Source organism: Aeromonas sp. 30P, from assembly GCF_051919805.1.
GTDB classification, from domain to species: domain Bacteria; phylum Pseudomonadota; class Gammaproteobacteria; order Enterobacterales; family Aeromonadaceae; genus Aeromonas; species Aeromonas veronii.
In genome coordinates, this window is the sequence record NZ_JBQBEA010000001.1 from 2,453,994 (window position 1) to 2,471,285 (window position 17,292).

At 58.1% G+C, this 17,292-nt stretch carries 15 protein-coding genes, 1 other RNA gene and 1 pseudogene; 5 read left to right on the forward strand and 12 right to left on the reverse strand.

Going from position 1 to position 17,292, the window contains the following annotated elements; all coding sequences use genetic code 11:
* Positions 1 to 87: 87 nt before the first annotated feature.
* The 6 genes from ACTG2B_RS11255 to ACTG2B_RS11280 form a co-directional block, all read right to left on the reverse strand.
* The gene (locus ACTG2B_RS11255) at positions 88 to 1,089 is read right to left on the reverse strand and encodes a glycosyltransferase family 4 protein (RefSeq protein WP_429115435.1); all 1,002 of its coding nucleotides are present in this window, start codon (positions 1,087 to 1,089) and stop codon (positions 88 to 90) included.
* Between the two features lie 80 nt (positions 1,090 to 1,169).
* On the reverse strand, positions 1,170 to 2,660 hold the full coding sequence (locus tag ACTG2B_RS11260; protein ID WP_439995806.1) for a SpoIIE family protein phosphatase: 1,491 nt from the start codon (positions 2,658 to 2,660) through the stop codon (positions 1,170 to 1,172).
* Between the two features lie 23 nt (positions 2,661 to 2,683).
* Positions 2,684 to 3,352: a tyrosine-protein kinase family protein gene (locus ACTG2B_RS11265; RefSeq protein WP_005360129.1), complete on the reverse strand. Its 669-nt coding sequence runs from the start codon at positions 3,350 to 3,352 to the stop codon at positions 2,684 to 2,686.
* A gap of 1 nt (position 3,353) precedes the next feature.
* Positions 3,354 to 5,420 carry an SLBB domain-containing protein gene (locus tag ACTG2B_RS11270; RefSeq protein ID WP_439995807.1) on the reverse strand — a complete coding sequence of 689 codons (2,067 nt, stop codon included), beginning with the start codon at positions 5,418 to 5,420 and terminating at the stop codon, positions 3,354 to 3,356.
* Positions 5,421 to 5,477: 57 nt separating this feature from the next.
* On the reverse strand, positions 5,478 to 5,894 hold the full coding sequence (locus tag ACTG2B_RS11275; protein ID WP_005351415.1) for a hypothetical protein: 417 nt from the start codon (positions 5,892 to 5,894) through the stop codon (positions 5,478 to 5,480).
* Positions 5,891 to 6,241 carry an STAS domain-containing protein gene (locus ACTG2B_RS11280; RefSeq protein ID WP_005333409.1) on the reverse strand — a complete coding sequence of 117 codons (351 nt, stop codon included), beginning with the start codon at positions 6,239 to 6,241 and terminating at the stop codon, positions 5,891 to 5,893. Before ACTG2B_RS11280 ends, ACTG2B_RS11275 begins: the two co-directional genes overlap by 4 nt.
* 338 nt (positions 6,242 to 6,579) lie before the next feature.
* Here ACTG2B_RS11280 and ACTG2B_RS11285 point away from each other — a divergent pair, with 338 nt between their 5' ends.
* Together ACTG2B_RS11285 and ACTG2B_RS11290 are read left to right on the forward strand one after the other, a co-directional pair.
* On the forward strand, positions 6,580 to 7,071 hold the full coding sequence (locus ACTG2B_RS11285; protein WP_005351410.1) for a molybdopterin-dependent oxidoreductase: 492 nt from the start codon (positions 6,580 to 6,582) through the stop codon (positions 7,069 to 7,071).
* A gap of 8 nt (positions 7,072 to 7,079) precedes the next feature.
* Positions 7,080 to 8,906 (forward strand): ATP-binding protein, encoded by a 1,827-nt coding sequence (locus ACTG2B_RS11290; protein WP_439995808.1) that lies wholly within the window; start codon positions 7,080 to 7,082, stop codon positions 8,904 to 8,906.
* Positions 8,907 to 9,119: 213 nt separating this feature from the next.
* On the opposite strand, the gene ACTG2B_RS11295 is transcribed toward ACTG2B_RS11290, so the two are convergent.
* Complete coding sequence (locus tag ACTG2B_RS11295; RefSeq protein ID WP_429200519.1) at positions 9,120 to 10,004, reverse strand: LysR substrate-binding domain-containing protein; 885 nt, start codon at positions 10,002 to 10,004, stop codon at positions 9,120 to 9,122.
* A gap of 209 nt (positions 10,005 to 10,213) precedes the next feature.
* On the opposite strand from ACTG2B_RS11295, the gene ACTG2B_RS11300 reads away from it, so the two are divergent.
* From ACTG2B_RS11300 to ACTG2B_RS11310, 3 genes are all read left to right on the forward strand, one after another.
* Entirely contained in the window at positions 10,214 to 11,350 is a 1,137-nt protein-coding gene (locus ACTG2B_RS11300) for an alpha/beta hydrolase (protein ID WP_439995810.1), read from the forward strand.
* 109 nt (positions 11,351 to 11,459) lie between these two features.
* A complete protein-coding gene (locus ACTG2B_RS11305) occupies positions 11,460 to 11,882 on the forward strand; it encodes a cyclophilin-like fold protein (protein ID WP_439995811.1) in 423 nt (140 codons plus the stop codon).
* 96 nt (positions 11,883 to 11,978) lie between these two features.
* Complete coding sequence (locus ACTG2B_RS11310) at positions 11,979 to 13,103, forward strand: MFS transporter (RefSeq protein WP_429200346.1); 1,125 nt, start codon at positions 11,979 to 11,981, stop codon at positions 13,101 to 13,103.
* A 31-nt stretch (positions 13,104 to 13,134) separates the two neighbouring features.
* On the opposite strand, the pseudogene ACTG2B_RS11315 reads toward ACTG2B_RS11310, so the two are convergent.
* The 5 genes and pseudogenes from ACTG2B_RS11315 to ACTG2B_RS11335 form a co-directional block, all read right to left on the reverse strand.
* Positions 13,135 to 13,518, reverse strand: a pseudogene (locus tag ACTG2B_RS11315) (integrase); the annotation flags it as partial.
* An 84-nt stretch (positions 13,519 to 13,602) separates the two neighbouring features.
* Positions 13,603 to 13,699, reverse strand: an RNA gene (gene ffs, locus ACTG2B_RS11320) — signal recognition particle sRNA small type.
* A gap of 102 nt (positions 13,700 to 13,801) precedes the next feature.
* Positions 13,802 to 14,590, reverse strand: a complete 789-nt coding sequence (locus ACTG2B_RS11325; protein ID WP_005360120.1) for a sulfite exporter TauE/SafE family protein — start codon at positions 14,588 to 14,590, stop codon at positions 13,802 to 13,804.
* Between the two features lie 105 nt (positions 14,591 to 14,695).
* On the reverse strand, positions 14,696 to 16,132 hold the full coding sequence (arcD, locus tag ACTG2B_RS11330) for an arginine-ornithine antiporter (protein ID WP_005336921.1): 1,437 nt from the start codon (positions 16,130 to 16,132) through the stop codon (positions 14,696 to 14,698).
* A gap of 358 nt (positions 16,133 to 16,490) precedes the next feature.
* Positions 16,491 to 17,270 (reverse strand): SDR family oxidoreductase, encoded by a 780-nt coding sequence (locus ACTG2B_RS11335; RefSeq protein WP_439995813.1) that lies wholly within the window; start codon positions 17,268 to 17,270, stop codon positions 16,491 to 16,493.
* Positions 17,271 to 17,292 lie beyond the last annotated feature (22 nt).

Consider the following 17,292-nt stretch of genomic DNA (forward strand, 5'->3'; position numbering starts at 1 on the left):
AATCCGCCCCCTGCAACCCCTAACACCGGCACATAAAAAACGAGTAGCCAGCGGCTACTCGTTTTTGGCGGGTTTCCCCGTGGGGATTCAGGCGCCGTAGACGGCCAGAATATCGGTCACCCTGTTGTTGACGCTGTACCCGCGGGCTATGGTGTTGCGGGCCGCCTGACTCATTTTGCTGCGCACCACCCCATCGCTGCGCAGCCAGTAGTTGACCAGCTCCGCCATATCCCGCACATGGCCGGGCTCCACCAGCCAGCCATTGGATTTATGGTCGATCAGATTGACCAGCCCCCCCACCGCAAAGGTACAAACCGGTATGCCGTGAGCCATCGCCTCAAGGGCCACCAGCGGCAACCCTTCAAAGCGGGAGGTGATGCAGAGCAGGTCGATGTTGTGCCACTCATTGGCCATGTTCTGGAAACCATGAAGCTGGACGCGATCACCATACTGCTGCAACAAAGCGCTTTTCATGGGGCCATCCCCGTAGAGATGAAACGCCCCGTCCGGGCAGAAGGCGGCCAGCTGGCAGAATGCCTCCGGCCCCTTTTCCGGCGAGAGGCGGCCGACAAAGGCAATCCGGTTGCCAGTTACCGCAGCCGGCGTCGCCGGCATGGGGACAAAGTTGCTGATCACCGTGCTCGGCACAGGCAATTTGCGAGCGATGGGCTCGCTCACTGCAATACACTTCGCAAAACGCGCTGTGGTGCGATCCAGCCAGCTGTAAAACTTCAGCAACCCTTCCCCGTCATCCCCACTGTGAAAGGTCGAGACCACCGATTTACCGGTAAACCAGGCTGTCAGCCGCCCCAGCACCCCGGCCTTGTAGCCGTGGGTGTGGATCAGCACAGAAGCCGGCTGGCGGGCCAGACGGCGCATAAAGTCGCGGCTGTTGTGGCACACCTCGTAGGGCAAGCCCTGTTGTTTGAGCAGGGTCGTAAAGGGGGTCATGCCGTGGTTGCTCACCAGCACTATGGTGGGGCGAAATCCTCTGGCCAGCAGATCGTTGGCCAAGTGGATAATGTGAACTTCAATTCCACCGACCTGACGCGCATCGATGGCCAGCCAGATCTGTTGCATGGGTAACATAAGGCCCTCCTCCCGTGGCTCCATGCCACCTGAAATGAGGCGCTGCATAGAGCGGGCCAGTCAGGCAAAGAGGGGCAGGATCAGGCGCCGGGACAGGCGACCAGCAAGAGGGTCATGTCATCGAGGGCGGCATCATTGATGCGCTCATCAAACCAGCGGGCAATGCGATGAGCCAGTTGCTCAAGACCGGGCCTCGAAGTCAGGCAGATCTCTTTTAGCTGCGACTCCCAGCGCTGGCGCTCTGCGGCATCACGGCTATCGAGCAGGCCGTCGGTCCAGAACAGCAGGATCTCGCCGGGCTTGAGCTGACGCTCATTGGTCACGAAGTGGGGATCCGGGCGCAAACCGGGCAAGGGGCCGGTCACGCCGACCTGACGGATGGTACCGGGCCCGACCAGCCAGGGCGCAGGGTGGCCCGCACTGGCCCACTGCACTCGTCCCTCGTTGCCGAGTTCAATGCAGAGGGTGGTGAGCAGGGTAGCCCCGAGGAGCGGATCACTGTGAACCGCATTGGACAAGATGGTCAGCAAACGGGCGGGGGCGCGCTCCAGATCGTGCGCCGTCAGCAAGCCGCGCAGATAACCGGCATAGGCATGGGCAAAGAACTTGGCTTCCGCGTCGTGGCCCATCACATCCCCGAGCCACAGCACCCGATCCTTGACCAGCAGAAAGTCCCCGCCCCCCACGGTGGCCGCGCGGGTTTGCAAAGCCAGCTGGTATCCCCCAATGGAGGTGGAGGGCAATAACGGGCGCAGCGCCGAGGTCATGCGCTGATCCAGCTGCTCGCCCCATTGCGACTTGAGCTGCTCCGATCGTTGCAGCACCCGCGAAACCGCCAGCAACAAATCCTGCTTGGTGATGGGTTTGACCAGAAAGTCATCGATCCCCAGCGCCCCCGCCCGACTCTGGGTCCACTGATCCTGATGACCGGTCAGGAAGATAAAGGGCACCCCCTTCATCTTGGGATCCTTCATCAACTGCTGGCGCAGCCCAAAGCCATCGATCCCCTCCATCTCGATATCGGAGAGCACCAGCGCGGGGGGCTGCTTTCTGAGCGCCAGCAGGGCGGCATGGGAGTCGGCATAACTTTCAACCCGGTAGTGCTCATGGAGATAGGCGGTGAGCAGGGCACGCATCACCTTGTCATCGTCGATCACCGCGATCACCGGCAGTTGGTTGACTGGGCCCTGCTGGCGAAGGGTCACGCGATTGCGCTCACCGTCGCGAGAGAAGTGCACCTCGGCAAACAGCTGGTGCACCAGCGCCAGCCCGTATCCCCCCTCCTGCAGCTCATCGGGTAACGGCGCACTGGCAAGACCGGGTTGCGGGCCGCCATCATCCTCCAGTATCAGACTCAAACCCGTTTCATCCTCTTTCAGCGTGAGCCAGAGCCGGGTCGCGGGAGGAGCTGTGTGTTTGACGCTATTGGTGGCCAGCTCACTGAAACAGAGCAGCCAGTTGGCTTGATCCTTTGGGGAAACCTGAAACAGGGAGAGTCCCTGCGCCAGCCGGTTGCGCAGTTCGCGCACCGACTGCAGGGTTGCCGGAGCAGATCGCAACCAGTCATCCATATCGGGCCTCCATCAGCGGGCGATCAGATCCGGAAATTGAGCAAGGCGCTGCGCCGGCACCAGCGCTTGAGCCATTCGGTCACCCGGTTGCTGGGCAGCCGGTTGAGCTCGCGCAGGATCTCGCTGGCCAGCCCCGGGTTGAGCTTGTCGTTATAGACAGCGCCAATAAGATTGGCCTCGGCACGGGTCAGTTTATCCACCGCACTTTGTACCACGGTCGTCGGCGTCACCCCCGCCAGCACCACCAGCAGCGCCCCTTCACAGGCTCCACACACCTGATCGGCCGGAATATTGCCCCGATTGAGGGCGGTGAGCGGCGAGGTATCGAAGATCACCACATCGTAATGTTCGAGCCAGCGAACCAGCAGCTGACGCAAGGTATCCTTGTTGCGAAAAGCCATCAGATCCTTGCCCGGCGCTGGGAGCAGCGACAACGACCGACCAGTGGCCACCGGCTCGGGCACATCATTGGGCCCCCAGGCAACCGCCGTGGCGCGGCCGGGATGATAGAGGTTGAGATCCACCAGCAGGGTGCGCAATCCATCCGCCTCCGAGCGCCTTGCCAGCGCATCGCAGATGGAGCTCACCCCCTCTCCCCCTTCCGACGAGGTGACCGCCAGCGAGCGGATCCCTCGGGCGACCGTCGCCGCGTAGAGGGATTCGAGCTCCAGATATTGAATGGGGATGCTCATATCAAAGCGTCCCGACCAGGGCCACCACCGAGATCGTGGTCAGGATGTCGCGCATGCCATCCATGAAAATGGCCCAGTTGCTGCTCTTGCTGTCAGGGATAAATACGGTGTCCCCTGCGCGCAGCACCGGCAACTGGCTAAAGTCGGGCTCTTTGGCAAAGCCGTCCAGATCGAAGCTGCGGGCCTGATCCCCCTGACCACTGGTAGCCATGTTGATCACCACAATCTTCTTGATATAGGCGCTGCTGGTCGGGCCCCCTGCCTCTGCCAGCAGATCCAGCAGGGTCATGGAGGAGTCAAAGCGGTAGCGACCGGGACGGGCAATCGCCCCCAACACCCGAATGGTGTTCTCCTTGGGCTCATCGAGCCAGGGGCGATTCTTCTCCGGCAGGTAGATGGAGTCGCCGGGCAGCACCTTGGGCAGCAAGGTTTCATCGCCGGTTTCAAAGTAGAGGGCAAGATCGAGCTTGCTGACCCGCGCCGTGCTGCCACTGCGATGGGCGATGCGCACATTGCGCAGATCCGCCGCCGCAGTCGGACCATCGGCGGCCGACAGGATGTCAATAAAGCCCATCTGCTCATTGAAGGCATAGCGACCGGGGGCCCCGACCTGACCGAAGATATAGATGGAACTGTCCGGTGACTGGCGCACCCACTGGGACTTGTTATCACTGGGATCGGTGGGCAGCTCGGGGATCATGATGGTGAATCCGGCCCGGATCTTCGGCAGGCTGGCCAGCGCCCCGCCCTGATGAAGGAACTTGTCGAGATCAAACAGGGTTGGCGTGGCCTGCCCCCCTTCGGCGGTCAGGATCTGCACCTTGGCGATATCGGCCCGCTCGTTGGGCCCTCCGGCGTGGGCGATCAGATCCAGTAGCGACATTTCGTCAGACCATTCATAGCGGCCCGGGATCCGCACCGCCCCCATCACCATCACCGCCCGCCCGGGTGCCACTTTCAACCAGGACTTCTCGTTGATATCGGTTTTTTCCGGCACAAAAATGGCATCACCGGGTTTAACTTGGGGCAGCGCCTTTTGCATCCCTTCGGTATAGGCCTGCAAGTCGATGGGCTCGATCGTGCCATCGGTGCGCAGCAAACGGATCTGGCGACTCTCGGCATAGCGGGTCGGGCCGCCGGCATTGGCCAGAATATCGAGGAAGGAGTCCCCTTCCCGCCCCTCATAGGCGCCGGGTTTGAACACCTCGCCCATGATGTAGATGGTGCGTGCTCCCCGTTTTATCTGCTCTTCATCCTTGGGCACGAAGATGGTGGCGCCCGGCGCCAGATTGGGCAGCAGCTTGTTGTTGCCGGAGTCGAGATAGGCTTTGAGATCGAACAGTTCGGGGGCATCACCATTGATCACCCGGATCCGCTCCACCCCGGCAAAGCGGGTCACCCCACCGGCTCGCATCAGCAGATCCACGATGGAGTTGCCGCTCTTGAAACTGAAGGCGCCGGGGCTGTTGACCTCGCCAAATACCTTGATCGCCTTGCCGGTATCCCCATCTCCGCCTGCCGCCAGAGTCGCCGCATCAAAATCGATCTGCACGTTGCCGATCAAAGGGGATGCGGGCACGAACACCACATCGAGGGATTGCAATGGCGGCAACACGCTGGCATCACCGGTATCGAGATAACGCTTGTAGTCGAAGCTCGAGACCGTACTGCCGCGCCGCACCTGCATGTTGTTGAGCTGGGCACCGGGCACCAGACCACCAGCGGCATCGAGGGCCATCTGCACGTTGCCATCGGGCGCCAGATCATAACTGCCGGGTTTTTTGACATAGCCCATCACGCTGATCAGCAGCCGCTTCTCCAGCAAGGTGACGGTCAATTGAGAGAGGTTGTTGTAAACAGGTTTGAGGGCGGTGCGGATCAGTTCATCCGCCTGTTGCAGGGTCTTCCCCCCCACCACGACGTTGCCGACCTCAGGCAGTACAATCTCCCCCTGCTTGTTGATCTGGAAAGGCTGATCAAAAGCAGGCTCACCGGGTTGCACTATGGCCAACCGATCACCGGGAGCCAACAAGGTGGAGGCCAGTAACGGGCAGGTAAACAACAGCAAGAAAACACAGATCAATCCTTCGAGAGCGCCCCGTTTCATAGACATCCTTTTCGTCTGTTACGTCTGCCCCCATTGGCGTAAGGGGAGCCCTGACCAATCAGCACGACAGCCATCCGCTGTTGTCTGTTGCAGCCGCAAACGTACTTGTTGTAGTGATTGTGCCAACACGGTCTGACGCCAGGCTACATCCGACCAGAGCCGTCCGTGCATATCCCGTTCGATATCAATACGTTGAGATTGTAGTCGTTTCAACTCGGCAGGCATACACCCCTGCAGACTCGCTTGCTTTAATTCCGTCAGCTGCAAGTCGAGTTCCTTCTGACGCTCATCATAACGAGACCAGACCCGCCGTTCATCCTCATTGACCGGAATACGGGTGGGTCTTGCCTCGGCCATGCCGCCATATCCCTCCGGCGGCCACTGCGCGCAACCCGACAGCAGAATGGACGAGAGCAGGATACCAAAGCGTTTCATGATGCAGCGGCCATCATGCCACGGGAACGCATATAGGCCTTGATGCTCTCATGGCAGGGGATCACCCGGTCGATATGCAACATTTCCAGCAGGTCATGAGGTTGACCGGGTCCACAGACAAGGGCCATCTGATGCCCGTTCATAATCAATCTTTTATAGAGAAATACCAAGGCTCCGATCCCCGACGAGTCGATAAAATGAACATCGCTGATATCGGCCAGGATATCTCCCGGGTGGGTCGAGAGGGTTTCAAACAACGGGCGGAGCTCACTGACGGCCATCGCGTCAAACTCGTTTTCCAGTACCACTACCTGGATATCATTAAGGGTGTAAGTCATGCTTTCCATCGCTAGCTCCTTGTCGATTCTCAGACTATTTGCTGTCACGGCATTCAGCACGCTGCAAATGTTATGCCGGGCAGTTCCACGGCACTTGTTCTCCAAATGATACTCTTTGCGCCTTATGCACCGACACCCACTCCTCGTTTTGATTGCCAAATTGCAATTGACCTCCCCCGCACGTTGCAAACTGCAATTCACTTTGGCCCAGATCGCCCGATAACAGGCTAAATGGCTGATAATTCAAGCCCATTAGACTGGGCCCGATTATTGCTTGCCTTTGGACACACTTCACAAGCCACCTTTGGCTCGGCCCCCATGCCGCCATTTTCCAGGAAGGAGAGATCATGAAAGCAGGCCTTTACATCGCACCACTGTTGGCAGCCCTTTGCGGCACCGCATACGCAGCCCCCTCCCCTGACAGCGCCGTGTTGAAGGTTGAAGGCGCCATCAGCAGCCCCACTCATCAGGCTCTGGCCCTGTGGGACAGCGCCATGCTGGATCAACTGCCGGTACACGAAATCAAAACCCATACCCCATGGTATGACGAAGCCAAGACCTTTCGCGGCCCGCTGCTGCAAGATGTATTGGCCAAGGTCGGGGCAACCGGCAAACAGCTCACAATTACCGCGCTCAATGACTACTCGGTACAGGTGCCGACAAGCGATGCCGAGCAGTATCGGGTCATCCTCGCCCGCACGATCAATGGCAAGCCACTGTCGGTGCGTGACAAAGGGCCGCTGTTCCTTGTCTATCCGTTCGATCAATATCCCGAACTGCAAAACAAGCTCTATTACGGTCGGGCTATCTGGCAGATCAGCGCGATAAAAGTGGAGTAGATCCCATCATGCGTTCCATGGCGGCCAGTCAACGTTTCTTGTTTGTGGTGCTCTGCGTGCTGCTCCTTGCCTTTGCCGGTATTGGTACCATCCAGTACCGGCAATTTCAGGATCTGCAGCGCAGTACCAGCCAGGGCGAAGACAACGTGATGTGGAACTATTTCCAGCTCTATAACGAAGCGCTGCGTTTTCAAAGCTCGCTGATCCATGAGTCGCAACCGACCTTCCAGCTCAGATACGATATTCTGGTCAGCCGCATGGATCTGGTACTGGAGAGCAAGGATCGCAGCCTGCTTCAGCAAACAGAGATCTACCAGCAGGCAAGCAAAGCCATTCGCTCCTACATCTCTCTGGCGGATATCTGGCTCGGCCCGGAAGCCACCAAGTCGCTCGACAATCTTGCCCATCAGGAGCTGCGCCAACAGCTCGCCTCCCTGCTCCCCCTGCTCCATCAGCTGACCCTGGAGGTTAACCAGCAGGCGACCCTGTTTGATGTGGCGCGTCGCGACAGCGTGAGGGAGCAGATCATCACGACGACACTCATCGCGACCCTGCAATTTGCGCTGCTCTTTGTGCTCGCCCTGCTGATCTGGCGGCAAATGAATATCTCGTTTCTGCAACACAAACTGATGCAGCAGCTCAATGACAAACTGCTGCGGGCAAATCAGGCGGCAGAGGCAGGCACAAGAGCCAAAAGCAGCTTTTTGGCCAACATGAGCCATGAAATTCGCACCCCCATGAATGGCATTCTCGGCATGCTCTCACTGCTGGCCGACCGGGATATGGATCCGAGGGAGCGAGACTATCTGGAGACGGCGCGCGAATCGGCAAACCATCTGCTCGGTCTGCTTAACGACATTCTGGATGTATCCAAGCTGGAAGAGGGCAAGATCGAGCTGCAACTGGCCCCCCATCACTTGCCCCAGCTGCTGGAGGATATCCGGGCCCTGATGCAGAGCAACTGCGATGCGAAAGGGATCAAGCTGACCTTGGCTGTTGCCCCCGATACGCCGGAGTGGTTGATGATCGACCCGCTGAGGGTGCGCCAGATCCTCTTCAACCTGGTGAGCAATGCCATCAAGTTCACCCATCAGGGGGAAGTAAAGATCCATGTTGATAGCACCCTGTTGGAGCAGGATCGCCACTCGATACGCATCTCGATCCAGGACACCGGGATCGGCATGAGCAAAAGTCAGCTAAAGAACCTGTTTCAACGTTTCGCCCAGGCGGATGTCTCGATCACCCGCCAATATGGTGGATCGGGCCTGGGACTTGAGATATCCCGTAACCTCGCACGCCTGATGGGCGGCGATATCTCGGTAGAGAGCAGCGAGGGACATGGCAGTACTTTTACCTACATCTGGCCCGCCAGAGCCACGATCCCCTCGATTGTTTGCCTGCCGTCCAAGCCGCTGGATCAGGAGAGCTATCGCATCTTGCTGGTTGATGACAATGCCACCAACCGCAAGGTGATCGGCGCCATGCTCGACTCCGTGGGCCATCAGGTCACACTGGCCGTTCAGGGAGAAGAAGCGCTGGAGAAACTGGGTCACACCGAATTTGATCTGGTGTTGATGGATGTCCAGATGCCAGTGATGGATGGCCTGGTGGCCACCACCCGGATCCGCACCTCCCAGATGCCTTGGGCAGATATCCCCATCATCGCCCTGACGGCTGATGCGATGCCGGAATCCAAGCAATACTATCTCTCCCATGGCATGAATGGATATATCACCAAGCCCATCAATAAAGAGACGCTACTGAGCGAGATAAACAGACATATTTCCCATGGGCGGCTCAAATACAACGCAGCCATGCGTGTCACCAAACAATAAAACCTTGGATTCCGGGCTACTGATTGCTCATGTGGGGCAACATTGACCTCTGCAGGCAACTGAATGGGCTTGGGTCTGGAATGCACACAGGAAAGCCGCTTCGCAACAGCTGCACGGGCCGTCGGCTTGTCTCGGGTATGCAGGGATTTTTTGATCTGTACAGATCTAGTAATCCCCTCCCTACAACGTCCAGACCAGAGTGAATGACTATATTTATGTTTTTAATGCATCAATAACCACTCTTAATGCGGGTGAAACATTCCGGTGGGGATAATAGAGGTACAGACCAGCCAAACGGTGACTATAGGGTTTCAATACCTGGATTAAGATGCCGCGCTCAAGTTCATCGCTCACCAATTCCTCTGGCACATAGGCCAGTCCCAGCCCCATTTTGGCAGCAGCCGCCTCCATATAACTGTCAGAGAAGACCCACTGCCCCTGTGGTCGATGCTTAATCGCCTTCCCCTCTTGCCACAGTTCCCATTGATAGAGGCTGCCATCGGCAAATTGGTAAGCGATACAGGGATGTCCCGCCAGATCGGCAGGCGCCTGGGGAAATCCGTATTGAAGAAAATGATCCGGTGTGGCTACCATCACCATCTCCAGATTGGGCGTAATGCGCACGGCCACCATCCCCTCATCCACCTCGTCACCCAGCCGCACGCCAGCATCAAAGCGCTCATCGATGATGTTGACGAAGCGGCTTTCACTGATGAGTTCCAGCCGAATATCGGGATAACGCTGCCTGAAGATGGTCAGCTTGGGAAGCAGCACCTTGTCGATGGCATGTTGGCTGGCGTTGATCCGTACCGTGCCTGAAGGTGTATCACGATAGTGGGCGAGCGTAGCCAGACCCGCATCAAGGGACTGAAAACAGCCCTGCGCCGTGCGGTACAACTGCTCACCCGCTTGGGTTAAGGAGAGGCTGCGGGTGGTGCGCATCAGAAGCTGCACTCCGAGCCGGGCCTCGAGATCCCGAATCGTTCGGCTGACCCCGGACTGGGCAAGCCCCAACCTAGCTGCGGCCTTGGTAAAACTCCCTTCCCGAGCGACCAGCATAAAGACGTGGAGATCGTTGTAATTCTCGCGGCCTGTCATTTTGTTCACCCCCTATGTTCCTGTCCGCCACGACCTGAGTCAGGTGCGCGTCAGATGTCTTAATTTAGAACAAATAAGCATTAATGTTATCAAAAAACCGCCTCTAATCATCACTATTCGTTCTAACTAGACTGTGTGTCGTGGTTCACAAAACCAGCCCTCCACCACCAGGACCACGCATCAGAAATCCGATTTCGAGGAACTTTGCCATGAATGTTCTCCCCAAGAAACTGACAGCTATCGCGTCTACCCTGCTGCTGGGCGTCGCATTAACCGGAGTCTCTACATTGAGTCATGCCCAAACAACCAACCCCACTGAACCTGTCTCCATGGTCACCCAATGGGACAAGACCTTCACCCAAAGCGACAAGGTCGATCATCGCAAGGTCACCTTCAAGAACCGTTACGGCATCACTCTGGTGGCTGACCTCTATCTGCCGAAAGACCGGGGAGACGCCAAGCTGGCGGCCATTGCTCTGAGCGGCCCATTTGGTGCCGTAAAAGAGCAGTCGAGCGGCCTCTATGCCCAGACCCTGGCTGAGCGTGGTTTTGTCACGCTGGCGTTTGACCCCTCTTACACCGGTGAGAGTGGCGGCCAGCCGCGTGATGTGGCCTCGCCAGACATCAACACCGAAGATTTCAGCGCCGCCGTCGATTTTCTCGGCCTGCAAAAAGAGGTCGACCGCAACCGTATCGGTCTACTGGGGATTTGCGGCTTGGGTGGCATGGCCCTCAATGCCGCCGCTGGCGACACCCGCATCAAGGCGGTGGCAACCAGCGTGATGTATGACATGAGCCGGGCCATGGGGCATGGGGTGGGCGATGGCAAGGATCGATATTCCACCGCCGATCGCCGCGCCGTGCTGGCATACCTGAATGAACAACGCTGGAAAGACGCGGAAAGTGGCACCTATGCCCATAGCAATCACGACCTCTATGTCGATGACAAGGGAAATGTCACCGCTGCCGCCCGCACCCTGCCAGAGGTTCTGCCGGAAAACCCGCACCCGATACTCAAGGAGTTCTTCGATTACTACCGTGTACCGCGTGGTTTCCATGCCCGTTCTGTCAACTCCAACGGGGCCTGGACCACTACCATGCCGCTGTCATTCATGAATATGCCGCTGCTGAGCTATGCAAGCGAAATATCCATTCCCACCCTGATCGTGACCGGTGAGCAGGCTCACTCTCGTTACTTTGCCGAAGATGCCTTCAAGGCCGTTGGCAGCAAGCAAAAAGAGCTGGTCGTTGTGCCTGGCGCCAATCATGTCGACCTCTATGACAACCAGGCTGGCAAGATCCCGTTCGCCAAGTTCGAGCAGTTCTTCAAGACCAACATGAAGTAAGCGTCGAAAACACGGCGGCCTCTTCGCCGCGTTTTCTCACTGGTTTCGACGCCACCATTCACGTCACATAGGGAGAAGCTCAATGATCAGAGGAGTGTTTGTTGGCGAGATGGCTCTGTTGCTGGGGGTGACCAGCACAGCAACCGCTACAAGTGCTAAGGCTCAGAACAAGGCAGATAGTATGAACATCAAGATGACGATAGCCAGCCAGATCATCACGGCCACCCTGGAAAATAGTCACAGCGCCCGGGACTTTATTGCCATGCTCCCCCTGACACTGCCCCTTGAGGATTACGCCGACACCGAGAAGATTGCTTATCTGCCCCGCAAATTGACCACACAGGGCGCCCCAAAAGGCATTGACCCGAACCTGGGGGATCTCACCTATTACGCCCCGTGGGGCAATCTGGCGATCTTCTATCGGGACTTTGGCTATTCGACCGGACTGATTAAGTTAGGGCGCATTGAATCGGGTCTCTCCCACCTGACCACAACCTCGGCCGCCAGCATCACGATCGAAGCAATCGAATAAGCCCATATTTCACTTTCAGGTCATGCCATGAACGTAACATCGTTATCATCACATACACCCGCTGTCGTCAACGAACACTGGTCTGCGGTTGCTGCCATGTCCCTGTGTGTGGCACTGCTCATTGCCGCCGAGTTTATGCCGGTCAGCCTGCTGACGCCGATCGCCACCGATCTAGGTGCCAGCAATGGCATGGCCGGTCTTGCTATTGCCATCTCCGGCCTGTTTGCCGTCCCGACCAGTTTGCTGATCGCCCCCCTCTCTCACAGGCTGGACCGACGTCATGTGCTCATGGGGCTGGCCGTCGTGATGCTGACCTCTTTAATCGTGATCGCCCTAAGCCCCAACTTTATCGTGCTGATGGTGGCACGCGCTCTGCTCGGGATCGTCATCGGCGGTTTTTGGGCGCTGGCAACCGCCACCATCATGAGGTTGGTCTCCAGCCAATCCGTCCCCAAAGCGTTGGGCATCCTGTATACCGGCAATGCGGTCGCGACCGCCTTTGCGGCCCCCATTGGCAGCTACTTGGGTGGACTGATCGGCTGGCGAGGCGTGTTCTGGCTGCTGGTACCGTTGGTAGTGATCAACCTGCTGTGGATGGTACTTTGCCTGCCTTCCATGCACTCCCAAGCACGCCCGCACAGCGCATTTCGCCTTATGCGCAGACCCAACGTCGCCATTGCCATCATGGGCGTGACGCTGACCTTTGCCGGCGCCTTCAGTGCCTTTACCTATTTTCGCCCCTTCCTGGAGACACGCACCCAGGTCGACCTGCCACAACTTTCGGCGCTGCTGCTGGCTTTGGGGCTGGCAGGTTTTGTCGGCACCACCGCGGTAAGCATGCTGCTGCGCCGTCATCTTTACCGGATGCTGCGCTGGTTGCCACTGGTGCTAGGCGTTATCACCCTGGCGCTGCTGGCGGTGGAGCATCACTTCTGGAGTGTGGCCTTGATGCTGATCCTCTGGGGCGCCCTTAACTCCGCCATTCCGGTCGCCTGGTCAGCCTGGATCACCCAGGGCATCTCAGATTCACCCGAGAGCGGTGGAGGCCTGATGGTGGCAGCTATTCAGCTGGCGATCACGTTGGGGGCTGCCGTGGGGGGGTGGTTACTGGATTCCCTCTCTATCAGGGCCACCTTTATGGGCAGTGCCCTGTTACTGACCGCCGCCTCCATGGTGGTCGGCAATGGCAGCCGACTAAGGCCCGTCACGCTTGACCAGTAAGTTGACCCATCCGTTAGCAAATCCATTCGCCATCGCACAGTGCAATTTCACCCAGCGCCTTGATGAAGTAGCCGATGTAGTTCTTCTGGTTGCTGAGCTCTTTCGGTGCCCAAGAGAGGGCCTTCTCTTTTTGCTAGCGGTCACTCAAGACCGACAACAGCGGAGCAAGCGGTTTAACCGCCCGAGCTACCGGCTTGGTGCTCGATTGATTTGGTGGGGTCTCTGATGCCTCAGCTGGCTCAACGCCAGATTTCGGTCTGGAACGCACGCAGGCAAGCCGCTTCGCAACAGCTGCACGGGCCGTCAGCTTGTCTCGGGTATGCAGGGATTTTTTGATCTCTTTACGACGACCACAGGGGAGCGTGGTGACTTTCCGGTAATACCAGATGCCGTGGGGACTGAGCCAGAGATTCATCGATGAGCTCCTCGTCGTCCACACAAAGTGGATGACCAAGGGCTTTAGGAAGCTAACTTATTGAATTGCAGAAAAAAGTGGTGGCCCTACCAGCCACATCCCGGCACTCGAGTCCCCCGCCTTGGCTGCTACCTTCCGGTCCTGACCAGGTCGACGGGTTATCAATGCGAGAGGACCAATAGGACCACCGGCGAGGAGAATAGGCAAACTGGGCGTTCAATGCAACGGCTTTCTACCATCCAACAGATCGTTTGCCTTATTTTTCAACAATCTGCCGAATGAATCAGCTAAACAGCATAAATTTCGCCCCCACCAGCAGCATCAGCAGGGCAAAGGCCTGCTTGAGGCGTGTGGGTGACAGGCGGTGTGCCAGCTTGGCGCCAATGCGGGCGAACTGGGTACTGGTCAGCACAATGCCCAGCAGGGCGGGCAGATAGATGTAGCCCACACTCCACTCGGGCAGATCGGCATGATCCCAACCCGCATAGAGGTAGCTGAGGCTCCCCGCAAGCGCGATGGGCATGCTGCAGGCTGCAGAGGCCGCTACCGCATTGCGCATTGGCACCGAGTTCCAGCTCAGATAAGGGACGGTCAGCGAGCCACCGCCAATACCAAACAGGGCTGACATCCAGCCAATGATGGTACCGGCAATGCCTGTGCCGAGCGGCCCCGGCATATGGCGTTCCGCTTTGGGTTTAAGGTTGAGCCCCATCTGTAGCGCCATGCTCCAGGCGAAACAACCGATGATGATATTGAGGGTGCTGGTGCTGAGCAGATTGGCGGTCATGCCGCCAAGCCAGCCCCCAATCAGCATGCCGGCGCCGAGTCGGCGGATCATCACCCAATCGACGGCGCCCGCCTCCCGGTGGGCCCGCAGCGAGCTGAATCCGGTAAAGATCATGGTGGGCAACGAGGTGCCGAGGGCCAGATGGGTAATGATTTCAGGGTCGATGCCCTGGGCGCGAAAGGTCATAACCAGCACGGGGACAATGATAAGACCGCCGCCGATCCCGAACAGTCCCGCCAGCATACCGGCAAAGGCGCCCAGCAGGAGGTAACCCATAAACAGCATAAAAATTCCTGTGTTAAACAAAAACTGGCCAACACGGCCGGGCAACAGTGGATATCTGCATGAAAAAAAAGAGATGGCGGGAGGGCCATCTCTTCATTGTGCCGGTTAGTGCAGTGGAATGGTACCGTCCATCACCTTGTAGAAGGCCAGCACGGCACAGCCGAGCAGGGCCGCCGTCATCCCCTGCTCCAATCGGTTAAGGCCGCGCAGACCGTGATGCTGACGCGCCTTCCAGTAGATGAAGATGCCCGGGCTGTAGAGCAGCGCCACCAGCAACAGGTACTCCACACCGGCAGCGTAGACCAGCCAGCAGCCGTAAACCGTCGCCACCAGGGCCAGCAGCAGGTCACGCTTGCGCTGATGAGGTTGACCCTGATAGGTCTCCCCTTTCAATGCCAGCTTCAGGCCATAGGCACCGGAGAAAACGTAGGGCACCAGCGCCGCCGAGGTGGCGATGTTGACCAGCGCCAGATAGGTGCTGCTCTGGAAGTAGATGATGATCAGGAAGATCTGCACCAGACAGGTAGAGCACCAGAGGGACACCTGCGGCGAGCCATTCTTGTTCTCCTTGGCAAACCAGCCCGGGAACACACCGGTCTTGCCTGCGATATAGGGCACTTCAGCGGCCAGCACGGTCCAGCTGAGCAGAGCTCCCATCACCGACACCACCAGACCGATGTTGATAAGCCAGGCCCCCCAGGGGCCGACTACGGCTTCAAGGATCATGGCGGTAGAAGGGTTCTTGAGCGCCGCCAGTTGCGGCTGGCTCATGACACCTAGCGAGAACAGGGTCACCATCACATAGAGTGTCAGGGCGCCGAGCAACGCCAGCACTGTCGCACGGCCCACATCCTTGCGATGACGGGCACGGGCAGAGACCACCACGGCCCCTTCAATCCCGATAAAGACCCAGAGGGTCACCTTCATGGTGGACTTGACCTGATCCATCACGGAGCCCAGCTCCATGTTGTTCTGGCCCCAAATATCCAGAGTGAAGGTATCCATGTTGAAGGCCAACAGGATCGCAACACAGAAGACGATGAGCGGCACCATCTTGGCGATGGTGGTGACGATATTCACCAGCGCAGCAACCTGTACCCCGCGCAGCACCAGCGCATGCACTGACCATATCAGGATGGAGGCCAGCGTGATGGCGACCGGCGTATTGCCGTCACCGAAGATGACGTTGTCCGGCGTATCGAAGAAGTAGCTCAGGGCGCTGAATACCACGATGGCGTAAGAGACGTTGGCCAGCAGTTGGCAGAGCCAGTAACCCCAAGCGGCGTTGAAACCGATGAAATCGCCGAAACCGGCTTTGGCATAGCTGAAGATACCGCCATCGAGATCGGGGCGGCGCATGGAGAGGTTCTGATAGACCAGCGCGAGACAGATCATGCCAAGACCGGTGATGGCCCAACCCAGGGCGACCGCCCCGGCACTGGCATGCGCAGCAATGTTTTGTGGCAGACTGAAGACCCCGGCGCCGACCATGGAGCCGATCACCAGCGAAATGAGGGCGCCCAGCCCTAGTTTCTTGTCCATTTCAATCCTGTTTATTTAGGCGGCGGCAGAGCGTCCGTATTCATACTGCGCGCAATATGGGAGGGGCTGGGAATCCTGACCCCGTGAAAAAGGCGGCAACTATATTGCATGACTATTCCGACCGCAATCCCTCGTCCCGTCAATCATGCACCGCCTTGACCGCGCGCAATTTTACAGCACTGACCCATATGGCCTGTGAGCTGGCTCAAATTAACCAAGACCCATTGATATTTCTCATTTTTCTGCCAACACAACCTGACTCGCATGGTTCCTATGCATCGCCATTCAGGCACTCTCTGTATAAATAATCTGCATAAAAAAGCCCCGGTGGAAACACCGGGGCCCATGATGTAAATCCCTATAAACGCAAACCGCCATCCAGTTCTATCATCCTTCCCGACAGATAGTCGTTGGCAAAAATAAAGCTCACCGTCTTGGCCAGCTGTTGCGCCTCACCAAGGGTGCCGACCGGAATGGCCTGCTGCATCCGCGCCATCGCCTCTGGCTTCATCGCCGCCGTCATGTCGGTGGCAAACACCCCGGGGGCAATCCCCATAACCCGAATGCCATGGCGCGCCAACTCCCGCGCCCAGGTCACCACCAGCGAGGCAACTCCCGCCTTGCTGGCGGCATAGTTGCTCTGGCCGATATTGCCGGCGCGGGCAATGGAAGAGATGTTGATGATGACGCCCCCCTGCCCCCCTTGCGCCATCAGCGCCGCCCCCTCGCGACCGCAGAGGAAGGTACCTGTGAGGTTGACGTCAATCACGCTCTGCCACTGGGCCAGCGTCATCTTCTCCACCAGCTCACCCTCTTTCACCTTGATCAGCATGCCATCGCGCAAAATGCCGGCGCAGTTGATAAGACCGTGCAGCACGCCAAAACGCTCCTTGATGCCAGCAAAAACCGACTCAACCTCGGCTTCGCTCGCCACATTGCAGACAAACAGCTCGCACTGGCTATCTTGATCGCACTGACCATTCTGACTGCGCACCAGATCTACGGTCGCCTCCAGATCTGCGCGATTGATGTCGAGCAGTGCCAGCGTCGCCCCCTGTGCGCCCAGGGCCAGCGCAATGGCCCGTCCCAAGCCACGTCCAGCGCCGGTAATAACGATGACCTTATCTTTGATATCCATCAATGCTCCTTGTAGCTGGTCG

What these genes read in the sequence shown, in the direction of transcription:
- arcD (WP_005336921.1), bottom strand. Translation starts at nt 16,132, where the DNA reads ATGGACAAGAAACTAGGGCTGGGCGCCCTCATTTCGCTGGTGATCGGC.
- ACTG2B_RS11290 (WP_439995808.1), top strand. Translation starts at nt 7,080, where the DNA reads ATGCGTTCCATGGCGGCCAGTCAACGTTTCTTGTTTGTGGTGCTCTGC.
- ACTG2B_RS11325 (WP_005360120.1), bottom strand. Translation starts at nt 14,590, where the DNA reads ATGCTGTTTATGGGTTACCTCCTGCTGGGCGCCTTTGCCGGTATGCTG.
- ACTG2B_RS11305 (WP_439995811.1), top strand. Translation starts at nt 11,460, where the DNA reads ATGGCTCTGTTGCTGGGGGTGACCAGCACAGCAACCGCTACAAGTGCT.
- ACTG2B_RS11260 (WP_439995806.1), bottom strand. Translation starts at nt 2,660, where the DNA reads ATGGATGACTGGTTGCGATCTGCTCCGGCAACCCTGCAGTCGGTGCGC.
- ACTG2B_RS11335 (WP_439995813.1), bottom strand. Translation starts at nt 17,270, where the DNA reads ATGGATATCAAAGATAAGGTCATCGTTATTACCGGCGCTGGACGTGGC.
- ACTG2B_RS11295 (WP_429200519.1), bottom strand. Translation starts at nt 10,004, where the DNA reads ATGACAGGCCGCGAGAATTACAACGATCTCCACGTCTTTATGCTGGTC.
- ACTG2B_RS11255 (WP_429115435.1), bottom strand. Translation starts at nt 1,089, where the DNA reads ATGTTACCCATGCAACAGATCTGGCTGGCCATCGATGCGCGTCAGGTC.
- ACTG2B_RS11280 (WP_005333409.1), bottom strand. Translation starts at nt 6,241, where the DNA reads ATGGAAAGCATGACTTACACCCTTAATGATATCCAGGTAGTGGTACTG.
- ACTG2B_RS11285 (WP_005351410.1), top strand. Translation starts at nt 6,580, where the DNA reads ATGAAAGCAGGCCTTTACATCGCACCACTGTTGGCAGCCCTTTGCGGC.
- ACTG2B_RS11275 (WP_005351415.1), bottom strand. Translation starts at nt 5,894, where the DNA reads ATGAAACGCTTTGGTATCCTGCTCTCGTCCATTCTGCTGTCGGGTTGC.
- ACTG2B_RS11265 (WP_005360129.1), bottom strand. Translation starts at nt 3,352, where the DNA reads ATGAGCATCCCCATTCAATATCTGGAGCTCGAATCCCTCTACGCGGCG.
- ACTG2B_RS11310 (WP_429200346.1), top strand. Translation starts at nt 11,979, where the DNA reads ATGTCCCTGTGTGTGGCACTGCTCATTGCCGCCGAGTTTATGCCGGTC.
- ACTG2B_RS11300 (WP_439995810.1), top strand. Translation starts at nt 10,214, where the DNA reads ATGAATGTTCTCCCCAAGAAACTGACAGCTATCGCGTCTACCCTGCTG.